Here is a 15,660-nt window from a genome sequence, read left to right as displayed (position 1 = left end):
GATTATAGTTTGATAGAATGAAAGACAAATTCAATATGAAAGGGAGGCTCAAGATGATGAAAGAAGACAAGCAGAACCGGCAGATGAACGGAAGTAAGGATGACGTCGCGAATCAGGGAATGGATAGGCGCACCTTTCTGCTAAGAACGACCAAGCTCGCCGGCGCCGTGATCGGCTTGTCGCTCGCGGACTCGCTTCATCCTTTGAAAGCGGCAGCGGAGTCCGATCCATCCGCGCGGCTGACGCATTGGAATAAACCCGATCTCGTCTTCCCGGTGATCAGCGATATTCACATCCAAACTTCCAACGACCGAAACCTGAAGAAGTTCACCGAAACAATGGATCAGTTGAACCGCGCAGTCCCGAGGCAAGATGCGTTCATGATGGTCGGAGATTTGACCGATAACGGCGCGGTAAAAGAATATGACGGCTTGATGTCCGTCTACAACGCGAAAAAACAAGCCGATGTCTCCCTGTGCGCCATCGGCAACCATGACTACTGGAACGGTTTGTCTGTTGCCGACGCCCAAAGCCTGTTTCTCGAGAAAACAGGAATGAAATCCATTTACTTTCATAAGGCAATTAAAGGGTATCATTTTATCGTTCTCGGTACGGAAGACGGCGCGACTGAAGGAACATTCACCGAAACGCAAATCGGATGGCTGAGCGAGAAGCTGAAGCTGGCGCATGAAGACGACCCGAAAAAACCGATCTTCGTCTTCCATCACCAGCCGATCATAGGCACGATCTACGGCAGCGAATGGGGCTTCACGGTAAACAGAGATCTGTTCTACGACACTTTGAAACCGTACCCGCAAGTCATCTCGTTCTCCGGCCACACGCACTATCCGTTAGACGATCCCAGAATCATTCATCAAAAGGATTTCACATCCATCGGAACGTCCACCGGAGCCTACTTGTGGCTTGATGCCGGAAGAATCCAAGGGGAAGTTCCCGACGGCGCCGATGTCTTGAACCAAGCTCTCATCGTAGAGGTTCACAACAACAAGGTGCTGATCAAACGCCGCGATATCCACAACAATGACTGGACGGGCGAACCTTTTGAAATCAGCTACCCCGCCAATAAGCACAACTTCAAATATACGGATGCGAGAAGGGACAAGCAGGCGCCCTATTTCAACAGAGACGCGATGCTTTCCGTCGTAGACGACAAAACAACGATAACCGCGCTGACCGTTTTGCTGACGCAAGCGAAAGACAATCTGCTCGTTCATGATTATAATATCGTCGCAAAGAATGCGGAAACAGGGGAAGTCGCCAAGGAATATCTCGCGTTCTCGGAGTTTTACAAAGATCCGGTCCCGAATCCGTTGATGCTGACCCTCGACGGACTGCAGCCGAATACGACGTACAAGATCGAGGTCCGCGCTCTTGACGCATACGGCAATGAAAGCGGAGAGTCTTTAAAGGCACTGGGCAAAACGCTCGACGGCGCAGTGAAGGATGTTACGATAACGTTGTCGACAAATGTATTAAATGGCGTACAAGATACGGCAGAAGTTACGGTCGAGAACGCCAGAGCGCCTCAGAGCGATTGGATCGGGTTATACGAAGTGAATGAAACGCCGGGAGAAATCGCCTCGATCTGGTGGATGTACGCGCAAGTGACGGACGGAACATTCAAATTTACGTATGATCCGAGGAACAATGGTTACCCGGACAGGTACAAAGAAGGTATGACGTACAAATTCGTTTATTTCTACGGCGGCGGCTACGATGCCGTAGCTTCGGCGACTTTCACCGTAGGCAGTAAAGCATAATAACTAAGAAGAAAGCCCTCGTTCATTTTTTTGCATACGACGAGGGCTTTTTTTGACGGTTTATATGTCATTAAACATTAGCTGGTTTTCACGTCCGCTTACAAATGAGAGCCTCCACTGGCGTCAATCAATTGCCCGGTAACCCAGCGGCTGTCAGGAGAGGCTAAAAAAGCGGCGACATCCGCGACATCATCTGGCTGCCCCCATCTTCCAAAGGTAGAAAAATCAGCGCCGAATTTCTGTCCGGCAGGATCTTGCAGCATCCCGGCATTCATATCCGTGGCCACGAATCCAGGTTGGATGGCATTGATCGTAATTCCACGCGGGCCGAGTTGGTTGGATAAGGCGAGCGTCAGTGTGTTGATTGCTCCCTTGGTCATGCTGTAGGCGGGAATGGCGGGCAGTGAAATTCTTGTTACAGCGGACGACAGGTTTATAATTCGGCCTTCGTCCCGTAAACGCGGCAAAGCTTGTTGAGTCAGGAAAAACGGTGTTTTTACATTGATTGTCATGATATCATCGAAAGCTTCCTCCGTCGTATCCTCAATAGGAGCCGATAGGGCAATCCCTGCGTTGTTCACTAGAATATCGAAGCGAGTGTCACCCGTACGTTCTTTTAATGCTTCATCCAATGCCTTATACAGAGCCTGTATACTTTCTGATGACCCCAGTTTCTGACCAATCGTGAACGCGGTCCCCCCGATCCGCTCCATATCACGAACGACTGCTTCCGCTGCTTCCGCGTTCTTGCCATAATGAACAGCTACTAATGCGCCTTCTTGCGCCAAGCGTGCCGCAATGGCCCTTCCAATCCCTCTGCTTGCGCCTGTAACTAAAGCAACCTTGCCCTTCAACTTATGCATTCGTCTCATCTCCTCTTTGTCTTTAAATAAGTACAACATTAGTTATAGCACAAGGTGAATTTTGTAATCTTGCTCTCTAATTCGTGCTTGTTCCCAAGTTTCTTCTTCCGACTTCGGAAATGAATATATTGTTCTTGTCCTCCGACAATTGTTTTATTTTCTCCGCGTGGATGTTGTAACAGAAGTCGGTCATTTGTAAGTCGAAATAAAATCAAATTCACTAACCTCTATAAATTATATTGACAGGTTATAAAAAAGGATGCATACTCCAAATATAACCTGATAAACAAATTATTAAAGGTTATGAAAAGGGGTTAGACCTTAAACCGAGAGGAATGGTAATGATGATCGTTCAGAAGCTTCCATGGGCCGGCATTCGCATACAAGGGAAAGCAACAAATGTGGTAATCGACCCTCTATTCCATTTTCCAAGCAAATTCAACCGGCCGCACGAAACTTTGTATCCTCTTCATGAATTCGGTCCAGTCGATGTCGTCCTGATCACCCACCATCACGGTGACCATTTCGACCCTGAGGCCATATCCGCTTACTATGGCGATGATATTCCGGTATACTTCCCTAAGGAAACGGCGCAGCTTGCGAGAGAAACATCTCTGAACAACATCCATGAATCGGCTCTGGGCGAATCGTTCGCGATCGGTGATATGAAGATAACGGCAACCTATTCGGTTGATGGCATCGGAGATCCGCAAGTCGCCTGGATAGTAGAAAGCGGCGGAAAAAAACTCATTCACTGCGGGGATACGTTATGGCACGGTTATTGGTGGAAAATAGCGAAAACCTACGGCCCCTTCGATGCGGCCTGTCTTCCCGTGAATGCAGCAGTTTTGGAGCTTCCGGGAATGACGCCTAGCGGACAGCCGATCACCTTATCTCCCGAGCAAGCGGTAGCGGCAGCAACAGTTTTGGGCGCATCCACATTAGTGCCAATCCATTACAGGGCTATCCATCACCCGCCTCTTTATACAGAAACGCCTGACATCCTTGCCCGCCTCCAGGCGGCAAACGCAAACCGCGAACTGAATGTGGTTATTCTGGATTCCAAAGAAACGATCACCTTATAGTCTGAATTAATCTCAATCTGGAGCTGAAATATGATGGATAAATCACTGTTTACATTAGGCGGAGCCGCTTGGATCAACTTGCTGAACACCGTGGTCATGCGCAATAAACAACCGGCCGACCTGTTGGCTGACCCCGAAATAATCAAGTCATGGCTTGAGGAGAACGGCTTATTGCTGCCTGATATAGACCATCCATCAGACCAAGTGAATCATGACCGTTTAAGAAACCGGCTTGCGGCATTGCGTAACATGTTCACACAAGTTCTAAACGATTTAGAGTGCCAAGGCAGCCTCTCGGCATCCGTATTTGATGAGATCAAGACGTATACGGAAGCTCTGAAAGTTAAACTGACAACGAGTTGTCAAGGCGCTAAGCTTGTATTGGAGTACGAAGGCAAAACCCCTATGGATCATATTGGCTATACCATTATCCGTTCGATGTTCGATACGTTAAGCAGCGTCCCGCCGGACAGAATCCGCAAATGTGAGCATGAGAATTGCATCCTTCACTTCGTTGATGTTTCCAAGAGCGGGCAAAGGCGATGGTGCAGCATGGAGCGATGCGGCAACCGCCGCAAAGCGACGCAGTTCTACGAGAAGAACAAAAAGAAGAAAGCCTGATCGAGGAGGAAATATCCTTCCTCTCCCCCTCAGATAGATTATTGCGTGCGGAAAGGTTATGATGAAAGCAGAAATGTTTTTCATGCAGACTAGAGGAACGATGGGGAGCGATACGTGAATGGATAAGCGGATACGGAAAGCGATTATTCCGGCAGGCGGATTAGGCACGCGGTTCTTGCCTGCCACGAAAGCGCAGCCGAAGGAAATGCTTCCGATCATCGATAAGCCGGCCATCCAATATATTGTGGAGGAAGCCGTCCAATCGGGAATCGAAAGCATTGTGATCGTCAGCGGGCGGCATAAGCGGGCGATCGAGGATCACTTCGACAAATCGGTTGAATTGGAAATGGAGCTGGAGGCGCGCCATAATGAGGAGATGCTGGCGCTGGTGCGGGAAATTTCGCAGCTTGCGGACATCTATTATGTGCGGCAGAAGGAGCCGCTTGGTCTTGGTCATGCCGTATTGTGCGCCCGCCGCTTTATTGCGGGCGAACCGTTCGCGGTGCTGCTCGGCGACGATATTCTGACCTCCGACCCGCCTTGCTTACGCCAAATGATGGACGTGTACGAGCAGCGGCATTCATCCGTCGTGGCGGTGATGGAGGTGCCTTGGGACCAGACGCATAAATACGGCATTGTTGATATTGAGGCGGGGCAGCAGGTAGCCCGCGTCCGCGATATCGTGGAGAAGCCGGCTCCCGGTCAGGCGCCTTCCAATTATGCGGTCGTCGGGCGATATGTATTGGACCCGGCCATCTTCGAGCTGCTTGAGCGGGCGAAGCCGGGGAAGGCTGGCGAAATTCAGCTGACCGACAGCCTGCAGCAGCTGAACCGTATCGCATCGCTGTCGGCCTATCGCTTCGACGGCCGTCGGCATGATGTCGGCGACAAGCTCGGCTTCGTGCAAGCGACGATCGATTTCGCTCTCGAACGCGCCGATCTCGGATCGGACGTCCGGCAGTATCTAATTGAGCGGCTTAAGGAAACGCAATTATAAGCAGAAGAATGTGAGGCCGTCTTCGGGGCGGCCTTTCGTTTTTGAGGAGCGATGTCCTTATTGCGAAAATCATAGCTTGCGTTCCATAAAGGCGATTCCATGCACGATGGTGCAACGGGGTCGTTTTTGTTAGGACTGAAGTCGAGAAATTGTATAGTTCGGCTGATTAAAATAAAGCTTTATTGTGCGGAGAGTGATAAAAAAGAAATGGATAAGCAGGTTTATTAGCTTTGAAGGAGTTGGCAGATGAATGGATGGAAGCTACAACTATTATATTATTAGCCTATCGATCGTAATTGCGATACTGGCTTCCTATTCCGCATTAAATGTTACGGCCAAAATCTCGGATGCGAGCGGTAAAACGAAATTCTTTTGGCTGTTTGCCGGCGCTCTTGTCATGGGGAGCGGCGTATGGTCCATGCATTTTGTCGGCATGCTCGCCTTTCATTTGAATACGAGCGTGAGATACGATGTTTTTCTGACCGTAATGTCTATGCTGGCCAGCGTAATTTCGTCGTTTATTGCATTTTATATTACGATGCCTAAAGCGATTAACTGGCACAAAATCGCCATCGGCGGTTTTGTTATGGGCAGCGGGATCGTGACGATGCATTACATGGGGATGGAAGCCATGATCATGCCCGTTCATCTTAGTTATAACCGCGTCATTTGGGCATTGTCCGCTGTTATTGCGTTAGTGGTATCCTATGTCGCCTTGTTGTTGTTTCTGCGATTCAGGAATCATTCGAGATCAAGTCTTACAAAATGGTTATCTGCCGTTGTTATGGGGTTTGCCGTTTGCGGCATGCATTATACGGGAATGAAGGCGGCGCGCTTTCAAAACCATGCCGGGACGGTCATGGAACACAATCCGTCATCCGATCTCTTCCTTCTATATGGCGTAACCATTACCATTTTTATTATTTTGGCCGTATCGTGGGGGGCCATGTTTTTTGACCGTCATGTGCTGGAGAGGCTGGCTTACCAGGATACCATTACGGGCTTGCCGAACCGAAATGAAATGAACCGTTTCTTTGATTCGCATGCCGGCAATGAGCGGGTGGGCATCTTATTTCTTGATTTGGACCAATTCAAGGCGATCAACGATACGTTAGGCCATAATGTGGGCGACCTGCTGGTTCACGAGGTTGGCGGACGCTTGCGTCAGTTCATAAACGGAACCCGGCAAGTATTCCGGATCGGCGGAGACGAGTTTCTGATTATCGAGAAGCAATGCGGCGCGGAGCGTGCGGAACGGTTGGCTAGCGAGATTTTGAATGAAATCAAAAAGGTCTATCATATCGAAAACAATGAGCTGTACGTTACGGCAAGCATAGGAATCAGCATCGGAGTTATTGATAGCCCGGAACGGCTGACATTGCTGAAAAACGCGGATACGGCCATGTATAAGGCAAAGGGCCTCGGGAAAAATCGATTCTGCGTCTATAACGAGGAACTGGGCGTTCAAGAGGTTCGGAAGATGGAGCTGGAAAAGGATCTGCAGAGGGCTCTTGAGCTTCAACAGTTTTTTATGGTGTATCAACCCAAATGGAATGTGAAAACGAATGGATTAGTCGGTTTCGAAGCGTTGATAAGGTGGAATCATCCTCGATTGGGCGTGGTGTCGCCGCTTGAGTTTATTTCGATTGCGGAAGAGACCGGGCTCATCGTCCCCATGACGAGATGGACATTGGAAGAGGCGTGCAAGCAGTGCAAGTTATGGCAAGCGAAAGGGGCTGCGCAGCCGGTCTCCGCGAATTTGTCCATCAAGCTGTTTCAAAGCGACAACCTGTTTGAGCTGATTCAAGATATATTGGAGAGGGCGGAATTGGATCCGCAATTATTAGAACTGGAGATAACGGAATCCGTGGTGGTGCATGACATTAACGATATTATCCGCCAGCTGCAGAGAATTCGCGCATTAGGCGTCAGAGTCTCGATGGATGATTTCGGAACGGGCTATTCCTCCATCGGGCTGTTGGACCGGATTCCCATAGATGCTTTAAAGCTGGACCGGCTTTTTACGAACGATTTGGAGACGCCCAGCAAACGGGCAATTATTAATGCCATCATTTTAATGGCTGAAAATCTGAAGTTGGACGTGATCGCCGAAGGGGTGGAAAATCAGGAGCATATTGCATTATTGACCCGGTTAGGCTGTCATGTCATGCAGGGATACTTCTACGGAAAGCCCCTGCATCCGAATGAAATTGACGAGTGGATAAAAAGTTCGGGCAGCTTGGTCGGAATCCCTCTTACATCCGACTGACATCATTCGACAAAATCACAAGAAATTCGTATACTATGCTTGTCCTGCTTATTGCGGCGAAATGCAGATGGCAATTTTGGGCGCCAGACAGACAGTCGAATGGGGTGTCTCAATGAAAACTATTCTTGTAGATGATGAATACCTGGCTTTAAATTACTTGGAGCATCAGCTGTTAAAGGTTTCCGGCGGCGCTATTGAAATTATAGGCAAGTTCATCGATCCGATTGAAGCCAAGGGAAGTATTCTTCGGGAAGATGCCGATGTGGTGTTTCTGGATATCCACCTGCCTGAAGTCAACGGCATTGAATTGGCGACTCGGATTTTGGAAAGCAAGCCTAAATTGAATATCGTGTTTGTAACGGCTTATGATAAATACGCCATCCAGGCTTTCGAGCTCAATGCGCTCGATTACGTGCTGAAGCCGGTTGAATCGGAGCGGTTGCTGAAGACCGTACAACGCTTGCAAGCACGGCTGGAGGAAGCATCCGTTTCTCCCAGAGCGGATAAAGAGACGATTAGAATGAACCTGTTTCAACAAGTATCGATTGAATCCGGGGACCAGTTTACGACTATGCGCTGGCGGACGACCCGTGTGCAGGAGCTATTCCTCTACTTGCTGCAGCACCGGGGACAGCTGGTCCGGAAGTCAACCTTGATCGAATTGCTATGGCCGGAGTACGAGACGGGCAGAGCTTACGCGCAATTGTATACTTCCGTCTACCATATTCGGAAGACATTGGAGCCGTATGGCGATCATTTCACCATATCGAATGCGACCGAAGGCTATATTCTAACGATCGGGAAGGTCGCGCTGGATGTGGCGGAGTGGGAGAGCCGAATTCAGTCCGGACTGCCAATAACGAACGAAACGATCGAGGATTACGAGAAGGCGATGGACTTGTACGCAGGAGACTACTTGCAGGAATTTGAATATTGGTGGGCGGAATGCGAGCGCCAACGGTTAAAGCTGCTGTGGCTCCGAACTTCCTATCAGCTGGCGGAGTTTTACTTGTCCTGCAGCCTCCGGGATAAAGCGATTGAGAAATATATTGAAATATGCGATCGTCACCCGCAGGCGGAGGAAGCGCATTTTGCATTAATGCAAATCTATGCGGCAGCCAACAACCGCATTTCGGTGCATCGCCAATATCGCTTGCTTTCAGCCGCCCTAGCGGAAGAATTAAGCGAGCTGCCAAGTATGCACATTTCCGTATGGTACGACAATTGGAAGCGGGACAATAAGGAATGAACCGTTGCGGGTCATTCCTTATTTCGGTATTTGGAAGGCGACGGTCGTCCCCTGGCCCGGAGCGCTTCGGATATGCAGTCCTTTGTTATTATACAGTTGTTTCAGGCGGCGATCCGTATTTCGCAGGCCGATCCCCTTGCCTGCATCGTAGGGCTTATCGAGCGCCTGCCTAATTTTCTCTTCAGGCATGCCCACGCCGTTATCATGCACCGATACTTCGAAGCAATCCTCGGCATTCTCAATCCGAATCGTAATGATTCCCCCGCCGGCACGCCGCAATATGCCGTGATTCACGGCATTTTCTACAAGCGTCTGCAAGGATAAGGGAGGTAATAAAAGGTGGATGTCCGCATCCAGCTCCCATTGAACCTCCAGCCGCCCGCCGAATCGCTCCTTCTCAATGAATAAGTAGGATTGGACGAGAGCAAGCTCCCGATCGATCGAAACGACACGGTTGGAGTTGTGGAAATCGAAGCTGGTCCGTAAATAATGGCTGAATTTTTCAAGCAAAGCCTGCATTTTGTCAATGTCCATCGTTCCGAGCGCCGCAATCGAATTTAATGTGTTAAATAGGAAATGCGGCTGAATCTGGGCTTGAAGCCAGGCCGCCTCCATCCGCAGCCGTTCCTCGATAGAAGACTTCAGTTCCACTAAAGCATGGACGCGGGAGCGCAGCTCCCATGCATTCACCGGCTTCGCCACATAATCGTTCGCGCCCGCTTGAAAGCCGGCATAAATATCCTCCGAACGATTTCTTGCCGTCAGGAGAAGGACGGGAAGCTCCGAGATGGTGAACCGTTCCCGGATGAGCCGGGTCAGCTCATACCCCGATATGTGCGGCATCATCACGTCCGATATAATCAGGTCAAAATGCGCGGATTTCAGCATGGCGATCGCTTTGGATGCGCTTGTGGCGGTTGCAATCTCATATTGGACCGTACATAGAATGTCCGTCAAAACTTTTAAATTAACGTTGTCATCGTCTACGAGCAGCAGCTTCGGCTTGTTAGCCGCGGCGGCTGAAGCCGCTGCAGGCATGTCTGCAACGGCATCCGCTTCAGCGGCGGACGGCAGGGCAAGGACGTCGGAAGAGAAGTTCCCGGCTTCCATAGGATGATCGGCATTCTCGGATAAAGGCAGAGTGACGGTGAAGACGGAGCCTTGTCCGGGTGAAGAGTCGACCGATATCGAACCGCCATGAAGCTCGATAAGCTGCTTGCTGATGCTAAGCCCGAGCCCGAAACCTCCGCTTGATCTTGAACGATTCGATTCGCCCTGCTCGTAGGGGGAGAAAATTCGCTGCTGCGTCTCTTCATTCATCCCGATTCCTGTATCCCGAACATGAATATGCGCCATTCCGCCAGCGATAGACGCGCTGACGGCAATCGTGCCCTCATCTGTGAATTTGATCGCGTTGTGAAGCAAATTAAAAACAATTTGAATGAGTCTGTTCTCATCCGCCTTGACGGCGGGGAAGCTGTCGGCCATATCGATATGTAGTGAAACGGGTTTGCCGTCGAGCATAAATCTGAGCATTTCGATAATGCCTGTAAGGACAGATTGCACATGGACGCTCTTGAGCTGCAGCTGGATCGTCTTCTCATTCAGCCGCGTGACGTCAATCAGGTCGTCCAGCAGCAGCGACATACGCCTGGCGACGGCGATCTGAATCTCCAACCGTTCCCTATGCTCTTCGTTTGCCGGGTGGGTACGATCGTCCAGCAAGCTCTGCGTAATGTTCATGATGCCGTGCAGCGGGTTGCGCAGCTCATGCGAGGTGTTGACCAGAAAATCGTCCTTTTGCTTATTAGCCAGCTGAAGCTGGTCGGCAAGCAGCCTCGTTTGCGCGTTTGATCTGAAAAAACGTTTGAACCAAAAGGCGGCAAAGCTCAATACGGTAATGATCAGGTCAAACGGATAATGCATCATCTCATATGATACTCTGGCGCTGATCACCGTCCATACAATGTTAGCCCCAAGGCTGGAGCAGGCGATCAGCAAATAAATGGCGTCCTTGTCCTTCCGGATTGCGGATTGCAAAATATGCGCCGAAAAAATGACGGAAAGCAGCAGGACGACCGACAGCACGGGTCTGAATGCAAGCACGTAAGACATCGGCGCAATCAGGATGAACAGGGCGTATAACGTACAGAAGCCTGCAAACAAGCGCAGCGCCTTAGCATTCCCGAACTCGGGAAACAACTGCCTGAGCAGGGGCGGGATGAATGCAACGACGCTGGTATAAGTCAATAGAGCTATTTTAACGGTTGCCTCGTAGGGCAAAGGGAGCCAGAGATAGAGCAGCTTCTCGTCCGCAACCACCACGCTTAGAACGGCGCTGAGGATGACCATAGCAAAATAGAACATCCCTTTATTGGCAGCCCCCAGCAGATAGAGCATGACGGCATACAGTCCATGTACCAAAAAGACAACGCAGAGTATCACTTGCAGACTTATGGAAAGTAAAATTCGATGATTAATCGCTTCAACCGAACCGAAATGAATCGATTTCGTAATCCCGCCGTTTCCGGCATGATTGGAAACCTGAATCATAAGCTCAAGCTGTTCTCCGGGAGGGAGGGAGACGGAGTATGGAATGTTCCGGGCCTGGTGCAGTTCAGTTTCTTCCGCCGGTTGACCGGCTCCCTCTGCCGGCTGCCCGTTCACATATACGGCAGAGGCGCTGCGGATTTCATTTATTCTTAATTTGAGGGTTTGATTATCGGCGTTGTCGCCAAGAAGAATTTTCAGTTTGTATGTGCCATAGCGTAAGGAACCGTTGCGTTTATCCGGAAACGCATGCTTCCATTTACCGGGAACCTGAATGTATTTTTTTTCCTCTCCGCCTTCGGAGGGGGGAACATCCTCTTCTGACTCGAGCATGCGCGCAGGGAAAAACTCCCACTCCCCGTTTAGCGTAATCGTACGGTTGTCCGGAAGGTTCCAGCCGTGCAGGTCCAGCGTGCCGTTTACTGCTTGAGGATGATCTAAAGGCTTTTGAATATGGAGCCAGGTTAGCCTTATCCCCGTTATTGCGATGAGAAAGAGCATGAGAATTACAATTGTTTTTTTATTCGCTGTCATATGTCACCAATCCGGATTCATTTAATAACTCTTTAAATCATACTTTAAAGCACTTCGTTTCACCAGAACGATTTTCTCTCTCCGCACCGTGTTTCTTTCGTTCTACCCATTTATACCGAATAGACCTATACAATTCCTTTACGTTAGTCGAGCGGAACGATTAAAGTTGGATGGAGCGATATCAGCTGATTCCGGTTCCGGCATATGACGCAGCCGTATCCGACCCCGGCAACGGAGAAATGGACCATGTCTGCTTCTCCAAGCAGCAGGCGGACATTGTGTTCGGCGCGGAAGATACGACATGGTCCGTTAGGACCTCCGGTAATCAACCCGAATTAAGCTTGCCAAGCCGTTCCCAAAATCTTTCAGATGAGGGGACGGCTTGTTTTGCCTTTCCCTTTATTTTTGAATGGAGATCATTTACTTTTTCATATAGAATAGATAGATATACAGGGAGAGAATGTGGGCTGGGGGATGAACGTAAGTGTATTGCCATCATTGCGGGAAGAAACGGACAGACGATGCCGTCTATTGCAGTCAATGCGGCCGGCTGCTTGCTGAGAAGGAAGATGCCGAAGGGTTAGTTAGCGCCGAGCTGGCTGCCGGAATATCGATGACGAACGTTTCGATTGTGACGGAACCGGCCGATGAGCCGTTAAATAGATCGGAAATCATGAAAACGAAAGACAAACGATCCATGTGGGTATGGCTCGCGCCGCTGCTGCTTGCGATTGCCGCCGCTGCAGCCGTGCTGGCCTACTATATGTATCAATCGGAAATAAATGATAAAGTGCTGAGGCTTCAGAGCGAAGCGAAGACCGAGGCTTTATCGGGCAAATATGCGGAGGCGCTGGCGAAGCTTGCGGAAGCGGCCGAGGCCCGGCCGGACTTTGCCGCGGTTCAAGCGGATATGGATATTGTTCGTCAGGTGATGGAGCTGAATCGGACGCTTGAAGCCGCCGGAGAGCAGCTGAAGGATCAGAAGTTAATTGAAGCGGAGCAAGCGCTTGAGCAGGCGAAGGATGGTTTGATCGGACATGATGAGCCTGTTTACGCGAAATCGAAAGAGCGGCTGGAAACTATTCAAGTGAAGCTCGGTGTTATGAAATTATCGGCGGAGCTTGCCGGTTTGAATACGGTCGATGAGCTGGAGGAAAAGCTTCATGCCGCTAAAGTTTTAGACAAAGATGAAACAGCCGGCTTGCAGGAGCAGATTATCGCGAGAATCGTAGAGCTGTGCTATGAGGATGCTCTGGCGTTGTTGAAGGAAAAAAATTATAGCGACGCGCTGGATGTGACGGCCAGGGGGCTGGCTTTTGCAGAAGACGAACGCTTGACCGAGCTGTCGCAGCGGATTGAGCGGGAGCAGAAGCAGTTTGAGAAGGCGGAGCGGCAGCGCCTGGAGCAGGCGATGCAGCAAGCGGCCGCAGAAGATTTGAAGAATCAGACGGCTGCGGTGGAAGTCGTAAAGATTGAATCGACGCTGGATGAATTCGGTGATCTGAACATCGAAGGCGAATTAAAGAACGCGGCCACCCGTCCGATCTACTCGATTACGATCGAGTTTACGGTGTATGATGCGGAAGGCAAAGAGGTGGGCACGGGAACGGCGTTAGCGACGCCTGAATATGTGGAACCCGGAGAGACGATGAATTTTATAAGCACCGTGTATGGGGTATATGTTGAGAATACGACCGTCGTCGTCGATCATGCGACTTGGTATTTGGATTAAGGGGGCGATGGGATGAGAAAACGGGCATGGACAAGCATCGTCGCATCGGCCCTGATCCTGTGCGGAGGGATAGGGGCGGCGTATGCCGTACATACGGAGGTTCCGGACCTGCTGACCGGCAAGCCGATGCTAGCCGTATCTGCGGAGAGGGAGTCGAAGACGCTTAAGGATATTATTTTTAAAACGCAGAAATTAGTCGTTATGATCGAAACGGAGAACGGCTCGCAGGGCTCCGGCTTTCTCTATAATCTCGACGGAGATCTGATCACCAACGCGCATGTCGTAGCCGGGGCACGTAAGGTGAAAATAAAAACGGCTGACGCTAACGAACTGGACGGCGAGGTCATCGGCATAAGCACGGAGACGGACGTAGCCGTAGTGCGTGTTCCGGCATTGGCCGGTACGGAGCCGCTGCAGGTCGTACGCGATAAAACGGCAGAGGTCGGGGACGAGGTGCTGGCGGTCGGCAGCCCGCTCGGCTTTCAGAACACCGTCACGACGGGCATTATAAGCGGGCTGGGCCGAAGCTTTGAAATCGAGCCTTATCTATACTCCGATCTGTATCAAATTTCGGCGCCGATCGCGCCGGGCAACAGCGGCGGACCGCTTGTCGACCAGGAAACCGGAGAAGTTATCGGCATCAATTCCGCGGGCTACGAGCAAGGCTCGATCGGCTTCAGTATTCCGATCGGCAACGTGATCGATCTTGCGGAGAGCTGGTCGAGAGAGCCGATGGATGAGCTGCCTGATGCAGAGACGGATGATGAATCGGCGGGGCTGGCGGAAGAATCGTCGATCGACGAGTTAGCCGGCTATCTCGTTACGCATTTCTATGACAGCCTAAATAATGCGGATTATGTCTATGCGTATTCCCTCCTTGGGGGCAATTGGAAGGAAGGCACGAGCTACGAGAAATTCCGCGAAGGTTATCTCGGCACCCGGAATGTGGTCATCGATGACATGCACGTTAGCGGCGGCGAAGATGACCGGGCGACCGTCATTGCCGTGTTATCGGTAGATGAGCGGGTAGAGGGCCAGTATGTGCTCAGCAAATATCAGGTAACCTACGAGGTCGGCTACGAGAATGACCAACTGAAGCTGTTGAGCGGCAAAGGCAAGGCGATAAAGTAGCTGATTTTGGGAGAATGTGTGCCGGGATGCACCCGTACGGGTAGTGGAGAAACGGTCGCATCCGAACGCCGGTTAGTGGGAGGAACGGACTTGGTCGCATCCGCGTAGGGTTAGTGGAACGGTCGCACCGGCACCCGCACTCGCACCAACTCGAACTGGACGCTATACTGGATTATTGCAGTAACATGATTTCATTTGACCTTTGATTACTCTCTATGATGGATTTCATGAAGTGAAAATAGGCAATTTGGCTCCATATGCGACAATAGGGTTAACCGGTGCCGGTCATGTCCTTTCTAACTGAGAGGGAATTGTCACGAAAAGAGAAGAGCTGGAAGGAAACGTCCGGGGAGACGTTCCGTTCCAGCTCTTCTTTGTTTCGTTTGTTACTCAAAGCTCTCTTGCTCATCCTCGCGTGTAAAATGCGAATAGATCAGCTCGAGCGCGACAGAGTTATTGCGTTGAACCGGGAAGCTAAGCAGCGTCGCCGGGATGATACGGCCGTTCAATAGGAGCCGGTAGCTGATATTGCCGCCGATCGGGATGCCGCTGACGGATGTGATTTGACCGTATACATTGAAGCGGACGACTCGCGTCTCGGCAAGGGCATGATAAATCGTCAGCCCCGGACGGAAAGGCACGCGATAGGCTTGCGTGACGTGAGGGAAAAATCTGCCGCCGTTAATGACAACCGTTACCGACGCTATAGGCCCTGGTCCCGGGAAAAACGGGAACGGGAAAGGTACCGGAAACGGAACAGGGAACGGCCCCGGCCCCGGCGGGAACGGCCCCGGCCCCGGCGGGAATGGCCCCGGCCCCGGCGGGAATGGCCCCGGCCCCGGCGGGAA

The 15,660-nt window shown here is 50.8% G+C and carries 11 protein-coding genes; 8 read left to right on the top strand and 3 right to left on the bottom strand.

Annotation, left to right across the window (positions count from 1 at the left end):
• The first annotated feature begins 53 nt into the window (after positions 1 to 53).
• Positions 54 to 1,781 (top strand): metallophosphoesterase, encoded by a 1,728-nt coding sequence (locus H581_RS35390; protein WP_245600152.1) that lies wholly within the window; start codon positions 54 to 56, stop codon positions 1,779 to 1,781.
• A 98-nt stretch (positions 1,782 to 1,879) separates the two neighbouring features.
• Here H581_RS35390 and H581_RS0125495 read toward each other — a convergent pair whose 3' ends face one another.
• A complete protein-coding gene (locus H581_RS0125495; RefSeq protein ID WP_028612462.1) occupies positions 1,880 to 2,644 on the bottom strand; it encodes an SDR family oxidoreductase in 765 nt (254 codons plus the stop codon).
• A gap of 341 nt (positions 2,645 to 2,985) precedes the next feature.
• Here H581_RS0125495 and H581_RS0125490 point away from each other — a divergent pair, with 341 nt between their 5' ends.
• From H581_RS0125490 to H581_RS0125470, 5 genes are all read left to right on the top strand, one after another.
• The gene (locus tag H581_RS0125490; protein ID WP_245600151.1) at positions 2,986 to 3,729 is read left to right on the top strand and encodes an MBL fold metallo-hydrolase; all 744 of its coding nucleotides are present in this window, start codon (positions 2,986 to 2,988) and stop codon (positions 3,727 to 3,729) included.
• Positions 3,730 to 3,759: 30 nt separating this feature from the next.
• Positions 3,760 to 4,350 (top strand): CGNR zinc finger domain-containing protein, encoded by a 591-nt coding sequence (locus tag H581_RS0125485; RefSeq protein WP_156889692.1) that lies wholly within the window; start codon positions 3,760 to 3,762, stop codon positions 4,348 to 4,350.
• 118 nt (positions 4,351 to 4,468) lie between these two features.
• Complete coding sequence (gene galU / locus H581_RS0125480) at positions 4,469 to 5,347, top strand: UTP--glucose-1-phosphate uridylyltransferase GalU (RefSeq protein WP_028612459.1); 879 nt, start codon at positions 4,469 to 4,471, stop codon at positions 5,345 to 5,347.
• 250 nt (positions 5,348 to 5,597) lie between these two features.
• Positions 5,598 to 7,616 carry a bifunctional diguanylate cyclase/phosphodiesterase gene (locus tag H581_RS0125475; RefSeq protein ID WP_028612458.1) on the top strand — a complete coding sequence of 673 codons (2,019 nt, stop codon included), beginning with the start codon at positions 5,598 to 5,600 and terminating at the stop codon, positions 7,614 to 7,616.
• Between the two features lie 112 nt (positions 7,617 to 7,728).
• Positions 7,729 to 8,865, top strand: a complete 1,137-nt coding sequence (locus tag H581_RS0125470) for a response regulator (protein WP_028612457.1) — start codon at positions 7,729 to 7,731, stop codon at positions 8,863 to 8,865.
• Positions 8,866 to 8,883: 18 nt separating this feature from the next.
• On the opposite strand, the gene H581_RS0125465 is transcribed toward H581_RS0125470, so the two are convergent.
• Positions 8,884 to 11,949: an ATP-binding protein gene (locus H581_RS0125465; RefSeq protein WP_028612456.1), complete on the bottom strand. Its 3,066-nt coding sequence runs from the start codon at positions 11,947 to 11,949 to the stop codon at positions 8,884 to 8,886.
• A 484-nt stretch (positions 11,950 to 12,433) separates the two neighbouring features.
• On the opposite strand from H581_RS0125465, the gene H581_RS0125455 reads away from it, so the two are divergent.
• Both H581_RS0125455 and H581_RS0125450 read left to right on the top strand, forming a co-directional pair.
• Complete coding sequence (locus H581_RS0125455) at positions 12,434 to 13,681, top strand: FxLYD domain-containing protein (RefSeq protein WP_028612455.1); 1,248 nt, start codon at positions 12,434 to 12,436, stop codon at positions 13,679 to 13,681.
• Between the two features lie 12 nt (positions 13,682 to 13,693).
• Positions 13,694 to 14,812, top strand: coding sequence for a S1C family serine protease (locus H581_RS0125450; RefSeq protein WP_028612454.1), 1,119 nt, complete (start codon positions 13,694 to 13,696; stop codon positions 14,810 to 14,812).
• A gap of 386 nt (positions 14,813 to 15,198) precedes the next feature.
• On the opposite strand, the gene H581_RS38490 is transcribed toward H581_RS0125450, so the two are convergent.
• Positions 15,199 to 15,660 (bottom strand): hypothetical protein (locus H581_RS38490; protein WP_036720075.1); only part of this gene is annotated, 462 nt, incomplete at its 5' end.

This window comes from Paenibacillus harenae DSM 16969 (assembly GCF_000422465.1).
Lineage (GTDB): Bacteria > Bacillota > Bacilli > Paenibacillales > Paenibacillaceae > Pristimantibacillus > Pristimantibacillus harenae.
This window is presented reverse-complemented; position numbering and strand designations above follow the sequence as displayed.